At 63.9% G+C, this 14,825-nt stretch carries 10 protein-coding genes; 7 read left to right on the top strand and 3 right to left on the bottom strand.

Annotated features, from left to right (window positions below; genetic code table 11):
• The first annotated feature begins 1 nt into the window (after window position 1).
• The 3 genes from AC04SH_RS01915 to AC04SH_RS01905 are packed head-to-tail and all read left to right on the top strand — an operon-like array spanning window position 2 to window position 2,884.
• Window positions 2-817: an ABC transporter ATP-binding protein gene (locus AC04SH_RS01915; RefSeq protein ID WP_488573896.1), complete on the top strand. Its 816-nt coding sequence runs from the start codon at window positions 2-4 to the stop codon at window positions 815-817.
• Between the two features lie 14 nt (window positions 818-831).
• Window positions 832-2,205, top strand: a complete 1,374-nt coding sequence (locus AC04SH_RS01910; RefSeq protein ID WP_488573729.1) for an MlaD family protein — start codon at window positions 832-834, stop codon at window positions 2,203-2,205.
• A 37-nt stretch (window positions 2,206-2,242) separates the two neighbouring features.
• Window positions 2,243-2,884: an ABC-type transport auxiliary lipoprotein family protein gene (locus AC04SH_RS01905; RefSeq protein WP_488573895.1), complete on the top strand. Its 642-nt coding sequence runs from the start codon at window positions 2,243-2,245 to the stop codon at window positions 2,882-2,884.
• Between the two features lie 314 nt (window positions 2,885-3,198).
• Here the strand turns inward: AC04SH_RS01905 and AC04SH_RS01900 are convergent, their stop codons facing one another.
• Window positions 3,199-9,258 (bottom strand): apolipoprotein A-IV repeat region-like domain-containing protein, encoded by a 6,060-nt coding sequence (locus tag AC04SH_RS01900; RefSeq protein WP_488573728.1) that lies wholly within the window; start codon window positions 9,256-9,258, stop codon window positions 3,199-3,201.
• Between the two features lie 317 nt (window positions 9,259-9,575).
• On the opposite strand from AC04SH_RS01900, the gene AC04SH_RS01895 reads away from it, so the two are divergent.
• From AC04SH_RS01895 to AC04SH_RS01885, 3 genes are all read left to right on the top strand, one after another.
• The gene (locus AC04SH_RS01895) at window positions 9,576-9,914 is read left to right on the top strand and encodes an Hpt domain-containing protein (RefSeq protein WP_488573894.1); all 339 of its coding nucleotides are present in this window, start codon (window positions 9,576-9,578) and stop codon (window positions 9,912-9,914) included.
• A 157-nt stretch (window positions 9,915-10,071) separates the two neighbouring features.
• On the top strand, window positions 10,072-10,392 hold the full coding sequence (locus tag AC04SH_RS01890) for a 2Fe-2S iron-sulfur cluster-binding protein (RefSeq protein ID WP_023707481.1): 321 nt from the start codon (window positions 10,072-10,074) through the stop codon (window positions 10,390-10,392).
• 93 nt (window positions 10,393-10,485) lie between these two features.
• Complete coding sequence (locus AC04SH_RS01885; RefSeq protein ID WP_488573727.1) at window positions 10,486-11,517, top strand: NAD(P)/FAD-dependent oxidoreductase; 1,032 nt, start codon at window positions 10,486-10,488, stop codon at window positions 11,515-11,517.
• 21 nt (window positions 11,518-11,538) lie between these two features.
• Here AC04SH_RS01885 and AC04SH_RS01880 read toward each other — a convergent pair whose 3' ends face one another.
• On the bottom strand, window positions 11,539-13,023 hold the full coding sequence (locus AC04SH_RS01880; RefSeq protein ID WP_488573726.1) for an MDR family MFS transporter: 1,485 nt from the start codon (window positions 13,021-13,023) through the stop codon (window positions 11,539-11,541).
• A gap of 217 nt (window positions 13,024-13,240) precedes the next feature.
• Window positions 13,241-13,861 (bottom strand): DUF922 domain-containing Zn-dependent protease, encoded by a 621-nt coding sequence (locus AC04SH_RS01875; protein WP_488573725.1) that lies wholly within the window; start codon window positions 13,859-13,861, stop codon window positions 13,241-13,243.
• A gap of 118 nt (window positions 13,862-13,979) precedes the next feature.
• Between AC04SH_RS01875 and folP the strand changes: the two genes are divergently transcribed.
• Window positions 13,980-14,825, top strand: coding sequence for a dihydropteroate synthase (gene folP, locus AC04SH_RS01870; protein ID WP_488573724.1), 846 nt, complete (start codon window positions 13,980-13,982; stop codon window positions 14,823-14,825).

Raw genomic sequence — 14,825 nt, 5'->3', positions numbered from 1 at the left:
GATGCGTAAGACCTCAAAGGCGATCAAGGCTGCGCAAGGAACGGACGAGGGCGATATCGTGCTCTCCGTTCGCGACATCACGGTTTCCCTCGACGACAAACTGATCCTCGACAAACTGGCGCTCGACATCAAACGCGGCGAGATCCTGGGTTTCGTCGGCGCCTCGGGCGCCGGCAAATCGGTGCTGCTGCGCACCATTCTCGGCCTGCTGCACAAGCAGGCTGGCACGATCAAGCTGTTTGGTCTCGACCTCGACAAGGCCAGCGACATCGAGCGGTTGCGCATCGACATGCGGCTTGGTGTGCTTTTCCAGCATGGCGCGCTGTTTTCGGCGCTCACAGTGCTGGAAAACGTGCAGGTGCCGATGCGTGAATATCTCGATTTGCCGAAGAAGCTGATGGACGAGCTGGCCTTGCTCAAGATCGAACTGGTCGGCCTGCCGCCGGACGCGGCGCAAAAATTTCCCTCGGAGCTTTCGGGCGGCATGATCAAGCGCGCCGCCCTGGCGCGTGCGCTGGCGCTCGACCCCGACATCGTCTTCCTCGACGAGCCGACGTCCGGCCTTGACCCGATCAGCGCGTCCGAGTTCGACGAACTGGTCGTCAAGCTGCGCGATACGATGGACCTGACGGTCTACATGGTGACACACGATCTCGACACGCTGTTTACCGCTTGCGACCGGGTGGCGGTGCTCGGCAACAAGAAAATCCTGGTCGAAGGCACGATCGACGACATGCTGAAGAGCGAGGAGCCGTGGGTAAAATCCTATTTCCGCGGAAAACGCGCCCGGCAACTTGATCTTGCGGCGCGCGCATAGCGATAAGTGGGGCAATGGAAACCAGAGCCAACTACGTAATTGTCGGGATTTTTACCCTGGCTGCGATCCTCGCGGCCTTCGCGTTCGTCTACTGGACCGCCCAGATCGGCGATCGGGGCGAAACGGCCCAGTTGCGCGTGCGCATTCAGGGCTCAGCCTCAGGCCTTGGCCCCGGCAGCCTGGTGCTGTTCAACGGCGTCAAGGTCGGTGTGGTCAAGCGCGTCTATTTCGACCGCAACGACCCGAGTGCCGCCATTGCCACGACCGAGATAGACAAGACAACGCCGCTTACCAAATCGACGCAGGCCGATATCGGCATCGCCAGCCTTGCCGGCCAGGTCAACATCGAATTGAAGGGCGCCAATCCCAAGGAACCGAACCTGCTTGAAGAGGCGGAAAAGGAAGGCAGGACCGCCGAGATCGTCGCCAACCCTTCTGCCGTCAACAATCTCCTGCAGACCGCGCAGAACATCTTCACCCGCGCCGACAAGGTGCTTTCCGATCTCGAAGGCTTCACCAAGGATGTGCGTGGGCCGCTGACGCAGACGGTCAAGAACGCCCAGACATTTTCCGATGCGCTGGCCAAGAATGCCGATGGCATCGACAAGTTCCTGACTGCCGTCAGCGCGCTGTCGGACGAGTTGAAGGGTGTTTCCGGCAAGCTCGACGGCACGCTGAAGGCTGCCGAAGGCCTGCTCAATGCCGTCGACAAGGACAAGATCAAGAGCATCGTCGCCAATGTGGACACGGTGACGGGGAACCTCAAGGAAACCTCGAAGCAGCTCGACGGCGTGATCAAGAACGTCGACACGGCGGTCGGCTCGGTCAGTGATTTCGCAACGCGAACGCAAGGAACACTGGCCAAGGTCGACAATGTGCTTGACGGTATCGATCCGGCGCAAGTGCGCACCGCGCTCGCCAACATCCAGAAGGCCAGCGAAAACGCCAACCAGGCCGCCGCCGACATCGCCAAGGTGACCGACAAGTTCGCCGACCGGGCCGACGATATCGACGAGACGATCAAGGACGCCAGACAGCTGGCACAGCGCCTCAACGATGCTTCGGTGCGCGTCGATGGTATCCTGGCCAGGGTCGACACGCTGCTTGGCTCAGGCCAGGCTGACGGCGTGATGGCCGATGCCAGGGACACGCTGAAATCGTTCAAGCAGGTCGCCGACACGCTGAACGCGCGGCTTGGCACCATCACCGACAATCTGGCGCGGTTCTCCGGCCAGGGCCTGTCGAATGTCGAAGCGCTGGTCCAGGACAGCCGGCGTTCGATCAGCCGCATCGAAGAGGCGGTGACCGATCTCAGCCGCAACCCGCAGCGCATCCTGACGGGTGGCGACGGCGAGGTTCGGCAATTCGATGGCAGGGCGCGGCGTTGACTTCCGTGCCCGCCCGCCGCAAGAAGTTGAACCGCGAATACGGGTTGGTCTTACGATCCGGGGACAACGGGGATCGCGCGTGACGTTCAGCTTGGGTGGGTATAAATCCGCGGTCGTGTTGCTTGGCTTGACCCTTGCCGGTTGTGCGGCATTGGGAGGCAAGCCGGCGCCGCTCGATACGTTCGAGCTGTCCGCCCCGTCGATCAACGCGCATGGCCATAGCCGCCGCCAGATCCTGATCGCCCAGCCATCCGCGCTCAAGGCGCTGGACAGCCAGAACATCGTCATCAAGCCGTCGGACCGCTCGATCCAGTATCTGAAGGGCGCGCAATGGGCCGACCGGCTGCCGCTGATCGTGCAGGCAAGGCTCGCCGAAACGTTCCAGCGCTCCGGCAGCTTTGCCGGCGTCGGCAAGCCGGGCGAGGGGCTGGCGATCGACTATCAGGTGATCGTCGAGATCCGCTCCTTCGAAGTCCGCGTGAATGGTGGCGAGCATGCCGAGGTCAACCTCTTCGTGCGCATCCTGAACGACCGCAACGGCGAGGTGCGCGCCTCAAAAAGCTTCACCGCATCCGCTCCCGTCTCGGGCAGCGGCAATCCGGCCTATGTCAGTGCGCTCGACAGCGCCTTCGGCGAGGCGGCGAAGGACATCGTGCGCTGGACGGATTCGGTTATCTGAGCCACGTCCAGCAGCTATTGCTGAAATGTCTGTGCTGCCCCTCATTGCCCTGCCGGGCATTTCTCCCCGTATAGTGACGGGGAGAAAGACGCTGTCATAACCGCTTTCGCCAATCGCCGACATTGCAGGAAGTGCGCCGACATTTGCGGCCAGTCTCCTTCTCCCCGTCACTATACGGGGAGGAGGTGCCGGCAGGCGGATGAGGGGCGGCGCAGACCTCCAAGTCTTGTCCGCTTCGTACGGCAAGCCCGTTGAGGGGGAAAACAAAAAAGGCGGGCCGAAGCCCGCCTTTCTCATTGGTATCGCTATCCCGATCAGTGCAACCGGCCGCTGGCGTGGGCCAGCATGGTGTAGACCTTGCCGGTGTCAGACGTCAGATAGGTCTGCGCCATGATGTTGTCGCGGTCATTGCGCGAGACATCCTTGAGCAGCTTTTCGAAATCGTCGCAGTAGCGGTCGACGGCGGCGCGGAACTCCGCCTCTCCCTGATATTTGCGGCGGATTTCATCGAAGGTCTGCTGGCCCTTCAGCGTGTAGAGGCGGCGTGTGAACACGTCACGCTCGCCGCGCCGATAGCGGTTCCACAGCTCGATCGAGGCGTCATGGTCGATCGCCCGCGCAATGTCGACCGACAGCGAGTTGAGCGACTCCATGACATGCAGCGGCGAGCGCTGGGCGGGAGCCGCGCGCGGTGCTTCCGCGGGCGCCGCCGGCCTGGCAACGTCCTCCTCACGCGATGCCCCGGTCAGGAGGTCGCGCACCCAGCCACCTTGCGGTGTGCGGGCGTTGGCGTCGCGCTGGCGCGGTGCTTCGGCAGGACGTTCGATATCGAGCGTGCCGCGCAGACCGCCGAGCGGCGCCTGCGGAGCCGGACGCTCGGCCTGCGGTGCCGGCGGCGGGCGGCGTACAGGTTCGGCCGGGCGCTGGACCGGCGCCTGGGGAGCCGGGCGCAAATTACGGGGCTCGGAATTGTCGCCACCACCGCGGCCCGATTTCGCAACGATATCCGAAAGTTCCTTGAGCGCGTTAATCTGCTCGGAAACGGCGCGGCGGATCGCCGAGGTCGATTCCTTGGCCTCTTCCGGCATCTCGATGACGCCCTTCTTGAGCTCGGCGCGTGTGAGGTCGAGCTCGCTCTTGATCGAGCTTGCGGTGCGCCGCATCTCCTCGGTCGCATCGGCAAACCGGTTGGTTGCCGAATCGACGACTTCCGCAATGGCAATGCGGATCTTGTCGGCGGACGCCAGCGTCCTGCCTTCGGCATTCTGCATCGTCTGGCCGACAAGGCTCTCGAAGGAACGCATAACCTTTTCGAGGTCTTCCGACTTCTTGACCAGGCCGACGGCGAGATCTTCCAGTGACGACTGCCTCTCCAGCGTGTGCTCCAGATTGCTCTGCGCCGAGCTCAGCAGGTCGGAAGCCGACGACAGCAAGCGGCTGTGCTCGTCGAACTTGGTGGCGATCGAGGCCACCTCGCGCAGCGTCGAAGACGACAATTCGGTAAGCCGCGTCGTGTTCGAATCGACCAGGCGGGCCGAGCTGGCGAAGGTCTGCGCCGCTTTTTCGGTGGTCGCGGCGAAGCTTTGCGTGCTGCCGCTGAGACGTTCGTCGACTTGGCCGAGATTGACCGCCGCCTGCTCGATCAGCTCACCGAGCTGCGAGCTGGAGACGCTCATGCGGCCGATGAGGTCGGCGACGCTGTCGGCGAGCGACGAGCGCGCGCCTTCGACGGCCGACAGCGTTTCGGCCGTACGGCTGGCGAGCGCGTTGACAAGGGCGGCGTTTTCGCTGCGCAGCTTCTCGGTGGCGCGTTCGGTGACCTCTTCCATGCTCTTTTGCAGTTCCGAGCCGCCCTGGGCGAAGCGCTCGACCAGCGGCCGTGCGGTTTCGTCGAGGATCTTCGACAATTCGGCCGAACGTGTCGCCAGCATCGTGTTGAGCTCGCGGGTGTTTGTGCCGATGGTCTTGGCCGCGTCGTTGGTGCTCTGGCCGATATGCTGGCCAACCGCGGTGAAGGTCTCTGCAATCGTGTTGGCGCGCGAGATCAGCTGAGCCTCGGCGCTCGACACCTGCTCGTTGAGCTTCTGGCCCATCGTCTCGGTGGTGTAGGCGAGGCGGTTTTCGACACTCGCGACCTGTTCCTCGACGCGGGTGGTTGCGGCAGCGACGCTCGCGGCCAGCCGCTCGTCGGCGCCGGCCAGAGCCTGCTCCATTTCGCGGGCGTGGACGGCAAGTTCCTGGCCGGTCTGGCGTGCGCGTTCGGCAACCCGCTGCTCGGTGCTAGCGAAGGCACCGACGATGTTGTCGGCATGCTCGCCGATCGTCGAGGTGGAGTCGGCGATGCGCGACACCAGGCGGTGATCGGCCTCGTCGAAGATGCGGCTGATCTCAGTGGCGCGGGCCGACAGGGCGTCTGAACCCTCGGCAATGCGCGAGATCAGCTGCTGGTCGGCGGCGTCGAAGATGCGGCCGAGGTCGGAGGCGCGGGCGGCCAACGCTTCGGCGGATTCGCCGATGCGCATGCTCAGCCGCTGGTCCGCACCCTCGAAGTTACGCAGGATGTCGCCGGCGCGGTCGGCGAGCGACTGCGCCGTCTCGACCGCACGGGCAACCAGCTTCTGGTCGGCGGCGTCGAACGTGCCGGCAATTTCGCCGGCGCGGGCAGCCAGCCGCTCGGCCGTTTCTTCGGCGCGGGCGAGCAGCGAGTTCGAAGTCTCGTCATGGCGGGCAAGCAGCGCGCTTGTCGTGTCCTCGGCGCGTGCATGCAGGCGGCGATCCGCGTCCTCGAAGGTGCGGGCGATGTCCTCGGCCCGGGCGAGCAGGGCGGCCGAAGTCTGCTCGGCACGCTCGGCGATCTTGCGGTCGGCATCGCTGAAGGCGGCACCCGCCTGTTCGTGCAGGGCGCTGGTGACTTCCATCACCTTCTCACGCAGGGCGCCGGCAACAAAGACGGCGCTCTTTTCGAGCACGTTGCGGACATTGTCGACACCCACCGACAGCGCGCGCTCCATGGTTCCGGCGCGCTCCTCGATGATGCCGGTCTGCTTGCTGAAGGCCTGCTCGATCTTCTCGACGTCGGCTGCGATAGCCGCGGAAATGTCGGTGCTTCTGGCGGCGATCTGGTCGATATGGCCCGACAGCGAGCGGTCGACATCCTTGCGGGTGTCGGCGAGCTTTGCCAGATCGTCTTCCAGCGCCTGGGTCAGCATGTTGCGGCCTTCGGCCAGCTTGCCGACATGGCCGGCGATGATGTCGTCGACCTCGCCGCGGCTTGCCGACAGCTTCTGCAGGTCGGCTTCCAGCGCGCGCTTGAGGATGTCGCGGCCTTCGGCCAGCTTCTCGACCTGGCCGGCGACCAGTCCGTCGATGCTCGACCGGCTCTCGGCCAGCTTGGCGAGGTCGTCCTCAAGAGCCTTCGACAGCGTCGCGCGATCCTGGGCGAGCTTGTCGCTGTGATCCTGGAGCAGGCTGTTGACATTTTCCAGATCGGCTTCCAGCACCCGTGCGAATTCTCCACGGTTTTCAGTCAGCTTCTGCGACTGGTCGACAATGGCGCTCCTGATCGTGTTGAGATCGGCTTCGAGCGCCCGCTTGAGGATGTCGCGGCCCTCGGCGAGCTTCTCAACCTGTCCGGCGACCAGCCCATCGATGCTGGAGCGGCTCTCCGCCAGCTTGGCGATGTCGTCCTCCAGTGCCTTTGAGAGGGCCGAACGATCCTGGACGAGCCTGTTTTGATGATCGGCCATGATGCCGCTCACATTGTGCAGATCGTCCTTAAGCGCCTGGGAGAGTGTCGAACGATCCTGGACAAGCCGGCTCGTGTGGTCGGCGATCAGGCTGTCCACATTCTGCAGATCGGCTTCCAGTGCCTTCGAAAGCTGGCTGCGCTCTTCCGCCACCCTGTCGGAATGACCCGCGATGGCACCCTTGATGGTATTGATGTCGGCTTCAAGCGCGCGCTTGAGGATGTCACGGCCCTCGGCCAGCTTCTCGACCTGGCCGGCTACCAGCCCGTCGATGCTCGACCGGCTTTCCGCCAACTTGGCGAGGTCGGCCTCGAGCGTCTGTGACAACAGACCACGATCATCGGCGAGCCGGGTCGAATGGTCGGAGAGCAGGCCCCTGATGCTGGACAGGTCGTTCTCCAGCGCCTTGCTGAGTTCGGTCCGGTCCTCGGCCAGTTTCGCCGAGTGGTTCTCGATCACGCCCTTGATGCCGATAATGTCGTTTTCCAGGGCTTTGGTGAGGATGGCACGGCCTTCGGCGATCTTTTCGACCTGGCCGGCGACCAGCCCGTCGATCGAGGCGCGACTGTCGGCGAGCTTGCCGAGATCGGCCTCGAGTGCGCGCGACAGAATGTTGCGGCCTTCGGCCAGCTTGCCAACATGCCCAGCGACCATTTCATCAATGATCGTGCGGGCTTGCACGAGTTTTCCGGAGTCTTCATGCAAGGCCTGGTTGAGCCGGTTGCGGCCCTCTTCGAGGCGTTCGAGATGGCTGCCAACCGACGCGTCGATGGCGGCGCGCGACTCGTTGACCTTGCGCAGGTCCTCTTCCAAAGCACGCGAAATCAGGTTGCGGCCTTCGGCCAGCTTCTGCACCTGGTTGGTCACGGCTGCGTCGATGCCGGCGCGGCCCTCGGCGAATTTCGCCAGGTCCGCCTCCATTGCCGCTGCCATGCGCTCGCGGCTTTCGGACAGCTTGCGGCTGTGGTTTTCGACGGCTTCCTCGATGCCGACGCGGGCGTCGGCGAGACGCTGGATGTCGGTGTCGAAGGAGCGCGACACGACGTGGCGGGCCGCTTCCATACGGCCGGCGAAATCGCTGGCGCGGGCTTCGAGCATGGACGAGGTCGACGAGACAATGTCGGCCATGTCGGCGCCGATCTGGGTCTTGCCCTGATCGATCATCGCCGACAAATGGTCCTTGCTCTCGGCGAAGGTGTGGGCGATTTCGCGGGCGCGCTCGACCAGCGTTTCATTGATCTGCCGGGCACGCGCCTCGAGCGCGGCGTTGAGCTTCTGCGTGCCGGTGTCCAGAGCTTCGGCGCGGGTCTGGAATTCGCTGATCAGCGCCTGGCCGCGCTCGGCCAGCGTCCGCTCGATACCGTTGAGGCTGGACTCAAATTCCGAACTGAGCGTGCGCGCGGCACCGCCGAGCAGCGACACCATGCCGGTGGTGCGGTCGTCGAGCAGGTCGGTCAGAGAGCGGGTCAGGCCGTCGGTGGTGTCCGTCAGCTTGGCGATGCGGGTGTCGAGCAGCGAAGCGAAGGCTTCGCCCGAGGTCGACAGCCGGTCGGTGATCGTGTCGAGCCGGCCTTCCACCTGATCGAAGATCGACATCGAGCTTTCGTTGATACGGTCGATCAGCGTGTCGCCGGAATTGGTGATCGTCATCGACAGCTTGGTCGACGCGTTGAGGATGGAGTCGCGAATGATGTCCGAGGCGGCGCCGATTTCGTCCTTCAGCGTCTCATGCGCGCCGGTGATCGAGGCGCGCACGCGCTCGGCATGGGTGACGACGGCTTCGCGTTCGCTGCCCAGCCCGTCGACCAGGGAGCGGATACGGGATTCATTCTCGGAATAGGAGCGTTCGATCTGGTTGACCTCGCTGTGAACCAGCGTTTCGAGCTCGACGGCGCGCGCCAGCGTGCGCTCGATGCCTTCGCCCATGGCCGCCACTTCGCGGCGAACGGCCTGGCCGATCATCATGACGCGGTCCTGGGCGAGGTTTTCCGGTTCCGCCAGGCGGAAAGCCACTTCCGTCATCGACTGGGCGGCGATGCGCATTTCCTGCGCGCGGCGGATCATCGCCGCGAAGGCCCAAAATAGGACAACCGGTATGATTGCCGCGATTGCGAGGCCGATCAGTTCGGGGCGGGCGAGGAGTTGATCGAATGTACGGATTTTCCAGATGCTCGGGCCAAACAGCAGATTGGCAAGGCCGCCGGCGCCGGCAATCCAGGCCAGCGACACGAACGCCACGACCCAATAGATTGTGCTCGACGCGCGCCGGTTGAGGCCGTGCAGCAGCGTCTTGTAATCTTTCTGGCGGTCATCGTTTGCCGGCTTGAAACCGGCCGGCTGGGCGCTGTTGCGCGACTCAACTGGGCGCAGCTCTGCGGGCTTGGCAGCCGGCGTCGCGCTTTGATTCTGTTGGACGGGTGCGCTTTGAGCGGGGGCGGGTTTCTGGGTACGGCCTTCGCGCGCCAGTTCGTCCGCGGCCTGCGAAATCTGCGCTTCCAGATCTTCCATCGACGCCGCTATATCGAGATCGCCGCTGCCGTCTCCGCTAAGGTCGAGATCTAGTGCCTTTTCGAGTTCCCTGGCTACGTCGCTGTCGAGATTTCTGGTCGTCGTTGGTTTCTTCGCCATGCCTTCGCTACCCTGTACTAGCTGCCGAGGGACTTTATGATTTTGGCCTGATTCTGGCTTGTCTTATCCCACGCAGGAGGCTGAAAATGGACCCTCGTATCGTAATGACACACAGGGGTAAAGAAAACATGCATTCCGCGAGATACGTAAAACTTTAAATATAAGGTTAACGTGAACGTGATTTCGCCGCCTCCACGGCAACAATTTTCCGGCCCATTCATTAACGCGTTGGCGACGGAAATCGCCTAAGTTTTTTTGGCGAGCGGGACAAAGGAGTTTCAAAATTGGTACGCGGTGAAAGCGGCATTGCCTTCTCAATGCCGGGCGGCGATGCGTCGGGTCCAGCCCGTTCGCGGCCGGTGGATCTGGCCCATCTGGCCCGCCAGACAATGGGCGATCGCGCCCTCGAACAGGAGGTGTTGGCACTGTTCGTACAGCAGGCGCTTTCTGTTCGCGACAAGATCATCGATGCCGATGTCAGGGAGAGGCTGCTCCTGGCGCATGGGCTGAAAGGTTCGGCGCGCGGCGTCGGTGCCTTTGCCATCGCCGACTGTGCCTCATCGATAGAACGGCAGCCGGAAGACGCACGCAGCCTCAAGCGCCTCGGCGTCCTGATCGAGGAAGTGCGCGATTTCATCGCCGCCATCAGCCGGTAATGGCTGCCGCTTGTCGGCGGCCACCGGCATGAATCGGCCGGGCCAGGGCGCGCTTTAGCCAGCTTTCCGAAAAAACGTCACAAAGCGGCGCTTTCGCGCCGCAGTTGACTTGTCTGGCGGAGTGATTATCTCGGCTGAGACTCCCTTCAGGTGACAAATGACCAAGCTGACCTTCATCGCCCATGACGGCACTCCTTTCGATGTCGAGGCCGAAAACGGCTCGACCGTCATGGAGAATGCGATCCGCAACGCGGTGCCGGGCATCGAGGCCGAATGCGGCGGCGCCTGCGCCTGCGCGACCTGCCATGTCTATGTCGACGAAGCCTGGACGGCCGAGGTCGGCGAGCCGGAGGCGATGGAAGAGGACATGCTGGACTTCGCCTATGACGTCCAGCCGAACTCGCGCCTGTCCTGCCAGATCAAGGTGCGCGACGCCCTTGACGGCCTCGTCGTGCGCGTGCCCGCCCGCCAGGGCTGAACTCCCGTTCCAGCCGATTTTTGGCGCTGCCGCTTGGCAGCGGGCCAATGCTCATGCAGTTTGGCCCAGTTTTGGCAATGAGGCTCGCCTGGCATGACCGATGTAATCAAGACGGACGCACTCATTGTCGGGGCAGGGCCGGTCGGCCTGTTCGCCGTGTTCGAACTCGGCCTCCTCGACATGAAGTGCCATCTGATCGACATCCTCGACCGTCCCGGTGGCCAGTGCGCCGAACTCTATCCGGAAAAGCCGATCTACGACATTCCGGGCTGGCCCTTGATCTCGGCGCAAGGGCTGGTCGACAAGCTGATCGAGCAGATCCATCCGTTCAAGCCTGACTTCACCTATAACCGCATGGTCTCCAGCCTGGAGAAGCTGGAGGATGGCTCCTTTCGGGTCACCACCGACGAGAATGAGGTGTTCGAGGCCAAGGTGGTGGTGATCGCCGCCGGTGGCGGCTCGTTCCAGCCCAAGCGGCCGCCCATTCCCGGCATCGAGGCCTATGAGGGCAAGAGCGTCTTTTATTCGGTGCGCCGCATGGAGGATTTCCGTGGCCACGATCTCGTCATCGTCGGCGGCGGCGATTCCGCACTCGACTGGACGCTGAACCTGCAGCCGGTGGCAAAAAGCGTGACGCTGGTCCACCGCCGCCCGGAATTCAGGGCGGCGCCCGACAGCGTCAACAAGATGTACGCCATGCAGGAGATGAAGCAGTTGGCGTTCCGCGTCGGCCAGGTCAGCGGCCTGACCGGCGCCGACGGCCAGCTGGCGTCAGCGACCATCAAGGGCGGGCCTGACGGCGACATCGAGGTGCCGTGCACCCGCCTGCTGCCGTTCTTCGGCCTGACCATGAAGCTCGGCCCGATCGCCGAATGGGGGCTCAACCTTCACGAGAACCTCATTCCGGTCGATACCGAGAAATTCCAGACCTCGGTGCCGGGCATCTTCGCCATCGGCGATATCAACTGGTACCCCGGCAAGCTGAAGCTGATCCTGTCGGGTTTTCACGAGGTAGCGCTGATGGCGCAGGCCGCCAAGCGCATCGTCAGCCCCGGCGAGCGCATCGTCTTCCAGTATACGACCTCCTCAACCAGCCTGCAGAAAAAGCTCGGCGTCGTGGAATAGGCGTTCAGGGCTTTTGCCGGATCACTCCACCAGGACGACTGGCGCCTCGGCCTCGTCGCGGCCGCGCAACGACTTCTCCGGCATCAGCGCCAGCGTGATCAGCGCCAGCACGAGCGTGAGGGCCGCGGCAAGGAAGATCATCATGAAGGGCGTCGCCGACACGATCTGTCCGGCAGCCGGCACGCCTTCGCCGGCAAGCGGCAGGCCATAGCCGAGCGCGACCGCGCCGAGCACGGCGACGCCGAGCGCGCTGCCCAGCGAACGCAGGAAGGTCAGCACGCCGGTGGCGACGCCGAGATGTGCGCGGTCGACGGCGTTCTGCACCGACACGGTGGCGACCGGGAAAGTGGTGCCGCTTCCAAGCCCGATGCAGATGGTCAAGAGTTCGACCACCAGCAGCGAGGCGCGGCCGGCGACCAGGCTGAGCACGCCAAGGCAGACAATGGCGAAGAGAACGCCGACCATGGCGATGCGCTTATAGTGGAAGAAGCGCGGTATCGTGCGGCCGCTGAATGTCGCGCCGGCCACCGTGCCGAGCAGCAGGCCGAGCATGGCAAGGCCTGACTGGCTGACCGAGAGGCCGATGATCGACTGCAGATAGACCGGCAGGTACACGGACAGGCCGATATTGGCGGCCTGCAGCAGGAACATCGACGCCGTGCCGGCAAGCACGATCGGATTGCTCAGCACTTCAAGCGAAATCAGCGGCTCGACCGCACGCATCAGCCGCAGTGCAAACGCGCCCCAGAAGACCGCCGAACAGGCAAGCAGGCCGAGGATTTCGCGCGAGGCCCAGGGATAGGCGCTGCCGCCCCAGTTGAGGGCCAAAAGCAGCAGTGCCGTCGCCACCACCAGAAGCAGTGCGCCCAGGGCGTCGATGCGATGCCGCTTTGCAGCAACCGGCAGCTTGCGCAGCGGCTTGTTGATGATCGCCAGGGCCACCAGGCCAAGCGGGATGTTGATCCAGAAGATCAGCGACCAGTGCAGATGTTCGGCAAAACCGCCGCCGAGCAACGGTCCGGCGATGCTGGCGACAGCCCAGGTGCCGGAAATCCAAGCGGCATAGCGCGCCCGTTCGCGCGGCGGCACGAGGTCGCCGATGACGATCTGCGCTAGGGCGAACAGGCCACCGCCGCCCGCACCCTGGATCGCCCGGCCGATGACCAGCACGAACATGTTGGGGGCCATGGCGCTTACCAGCGAACCGGCGAGGAAGATCAGGATCGCCGCATAGACGGTCGGCCGGCGGCCATAGACGTCGGAGATCTTGCCGTAGAGCGGCGCCATGGCGGTCGCCGTCAAGAGATAGCCGGTCACGATCCACGGCAGATAGTCGGCATGGCCGAGCGAACGGCCGATGGTCGGCATGGCCGGCGCGACGATGGTCTGGTCGAGCGCCGCCAGGAGCATCGACAACAGGATGCCGGCGATGATGACGTTCTTTTCGCTCTCCGTCAGCGGGACGGCGGGCGTCGCCATCACCGGCTTGTCGACAGCCTGGTCCATGTCAGTTCATCCACAATGCTTGGCGAGCGATTGCGCGGCGCCAAATGGCCGCTCCGCTATACGCCGCCTCGATTGGTCTTGATCTCGTGTTCCGAAGCTCGCGCCTTGCGAGCCTGACATATGTCGGTCGGTATAGGCCGATTTCGACCTTTGCCCGAAAGTTTTCTGGGGCTGGCCTCATGTTTCGGCGCGATTGGCTTGATATCAGTCCTGTGTTTCAGCCGGGCGGAAGTTGGCCGTTCTCGACGCGCTGCACGCGGTAGCGCAGCAGCCGCAGGATGCGGCTTTCGAAATTGACGCCCTCGACACGGTCGAAGCGCAGCTGGTCCTGGTCGTGCCTGGCGAGTTCGATTGCGGTGATCTGCGCCGCCTTGGCCTTGGCCTCCGCGCAGGTCTTTTGCGGGTAGCTGGCGTTCAGCGCGTCCTCGAGGAGACGGCCGTGGTTCTTGGCGATCTCGACATGACGCTCCTCGTGGCGCTTGATGTCGGCCGACAGCGTGTCCCAGAACAGCCTGACATCGGCGTCGGCCTTGCGCGGCCTGCGCCACTCCGGAAGTATGACCTTGACCTTGACGGTGACGGTGGCCTTGGCGATCCGGCAGGAATTCTGGGTTTGCGCGTAGCTGATGCGGGTGGTGAACGCCATCTGGGTGGCGCCGGGATGCCGCATCCCGGTGCTTTTCACCTCGGGTCCATGCTTCGACAATTGCGTCTCGATGTCATCGAGCGTGCTGCCGCCGATGGCAAAATAGCTGTAGGTCTTCACCAGATTGGCAGCATTCGCCGGCAGGGCGGTCAATGCCAGCATAAGGGCGCAGAGCAGGGGTCGCTTCATCATGTTGCCTCTTCACTCACCTTGCTTTACGGCCGTTGCCGGCGCAACGGAATTGATCTTCCACCGATCACGCATCGTTGATGGATTGCAAGCGCCCGATGAGCCACATGGTTGAAGGACAATGACGACAAGGCGATGGCAACTGGCGCATGGACGCCATCTCGACCTTGGCGAGAAGGCCATAGTGGTCGGCATTCTCAACGTCACGCCGGACAGTTTTTCGGATGGCGGACTGTTCATCACGCCGGATCAGGCGGTCGCGCAAGCGCGCCGCATGGTGGAAGAGGGCGCTGCCGTCATCGACATCGGCGGGGAATCGACGCGCCCCGGCGCCTCTCCCGTTACCCCTGGGGAAGAGCAGGCCCGCATTCTGCCGGTGATCGCCGCACTCGCCGGCGCCAGTGATGCCCTGATTTCGGTCGACACCTACCGCGAGCAAACCGCGCGCCTGGCTGTCGCCGCCGGCGCGCATATCGTCAACGATGTCTGGGGCCTGCAGCGTGAACCCGGCATTGCCCGCGTCGCCGCCGACACCGGCGCCGGGCTGGTTATCATGCATACCGGGCGCGAGCGGCAAAAGCTGCCCGACGTCATCGACGACCAGTTTTCCTTCCTCAACGCATCGCTGGAAATCGCCAAGCGCAATGGCGTCCAGGCTGACCATATCGTGCTCGATGCCGGCTTCGGCTTCGCCAAGGAGACGGCGGAGGAAAATCTCGACCTGATGGCGCGGTTCTCCGAACTGACGGCGCTTGGCTTTCCCCTGATGGCCGGCACCTCCAGAAAGCGCTTCATCGGCACCGTCACCGGCCGCGAAGCCGCCGCGCGCGGCGCCGGGACGGCGGCCACCAGCGTTGTCCTCAGGCTGAAGGGCGCCGATCTGTTTCGCGTCCACGATGTCGCAATCAACGTGGACGCGCTGGCCGTCGCGGATGCTATGCTGGCGCGTGAAAAGCCGGGACACTGA

The organism is Mesorhizobium sp. CNPSo 4688, from assembly GCF_057784295.1.
Note: the sequence above shows the minus strand (reverse complement) of the source record. Positions and strands in the feature narration are given on the sequence as shown.

What these genes read in the sequence shown, in the direction of transcription:
- AC04SH_RS01915 (WP_488573896.1), top strand. Translation starts at nt 2, where the DNA reads ATGCGTAAGACCTCAAAGGCGATCAAGGCTGCGCAAGGAACGGACGAG.
- AC04SH_RS01910 (WP_488573729.1), top strand. Translation starts at nt 832, where the DNA reads ATGGAAACCAGAGCCAACTACGTAATTGTCGGGATTTTTACCCTGGCT.
- AC04SH_RS01900 (WP_488573728.1), bottom strand. Translation starts at nt 9,258, where the DNA reads ATGGCGAAGAAACCAACGACGACCAGAAATCTCGACAGCGACGTAGCC.
- AC04SH_RS01895 (WP_488573894.1), top strand. Translation starts at nt 9,576, where the DNA reads ATGCCGGGCGGCGATGCGTCGGGTCCAGCCCGTTCGCGGCCGGTGGAT.
- AC04SH_RS01890 (WP_023707481.1), top strand. Translation starts at nt 10,072, where the DNA reads ATGACCAAGCTGACCTTCATCGCCCATGACGGCACTCCTTTCGATGTC.
- AC04SH_RS01885 (WP_488573727.1), top strand. Translation starts at nt 10,486, where the DNA reads ATGACCGATGTAATCAAGACGGACGCACTCATTGTCGGGGCAGGGCCG.
- AC04SH_RS01880 (WP_488573726.1), bottom strand. Translation starts at nt 13,023, where the DNA reads ATGGACCAGGCTGTCGACAAGCCGGTGATGGCGACGCCCGCCGTCCCG.
- AC04SH_RS01875 (WP_488573725.1), bottom strand. Translation starts at nt 13,861, where the DNA reads ATGATGAAGCGACCCCTGCTCTGCGCCCTTATGCTGGCATTGACCGCC.
- folP (WP_488573724.1), top strand. Translation starts at nt 13,980, where the DNA reads ATGACGACAAGGCGATGGCAACTGGCGCATGGACGCCATCTCGACCTT.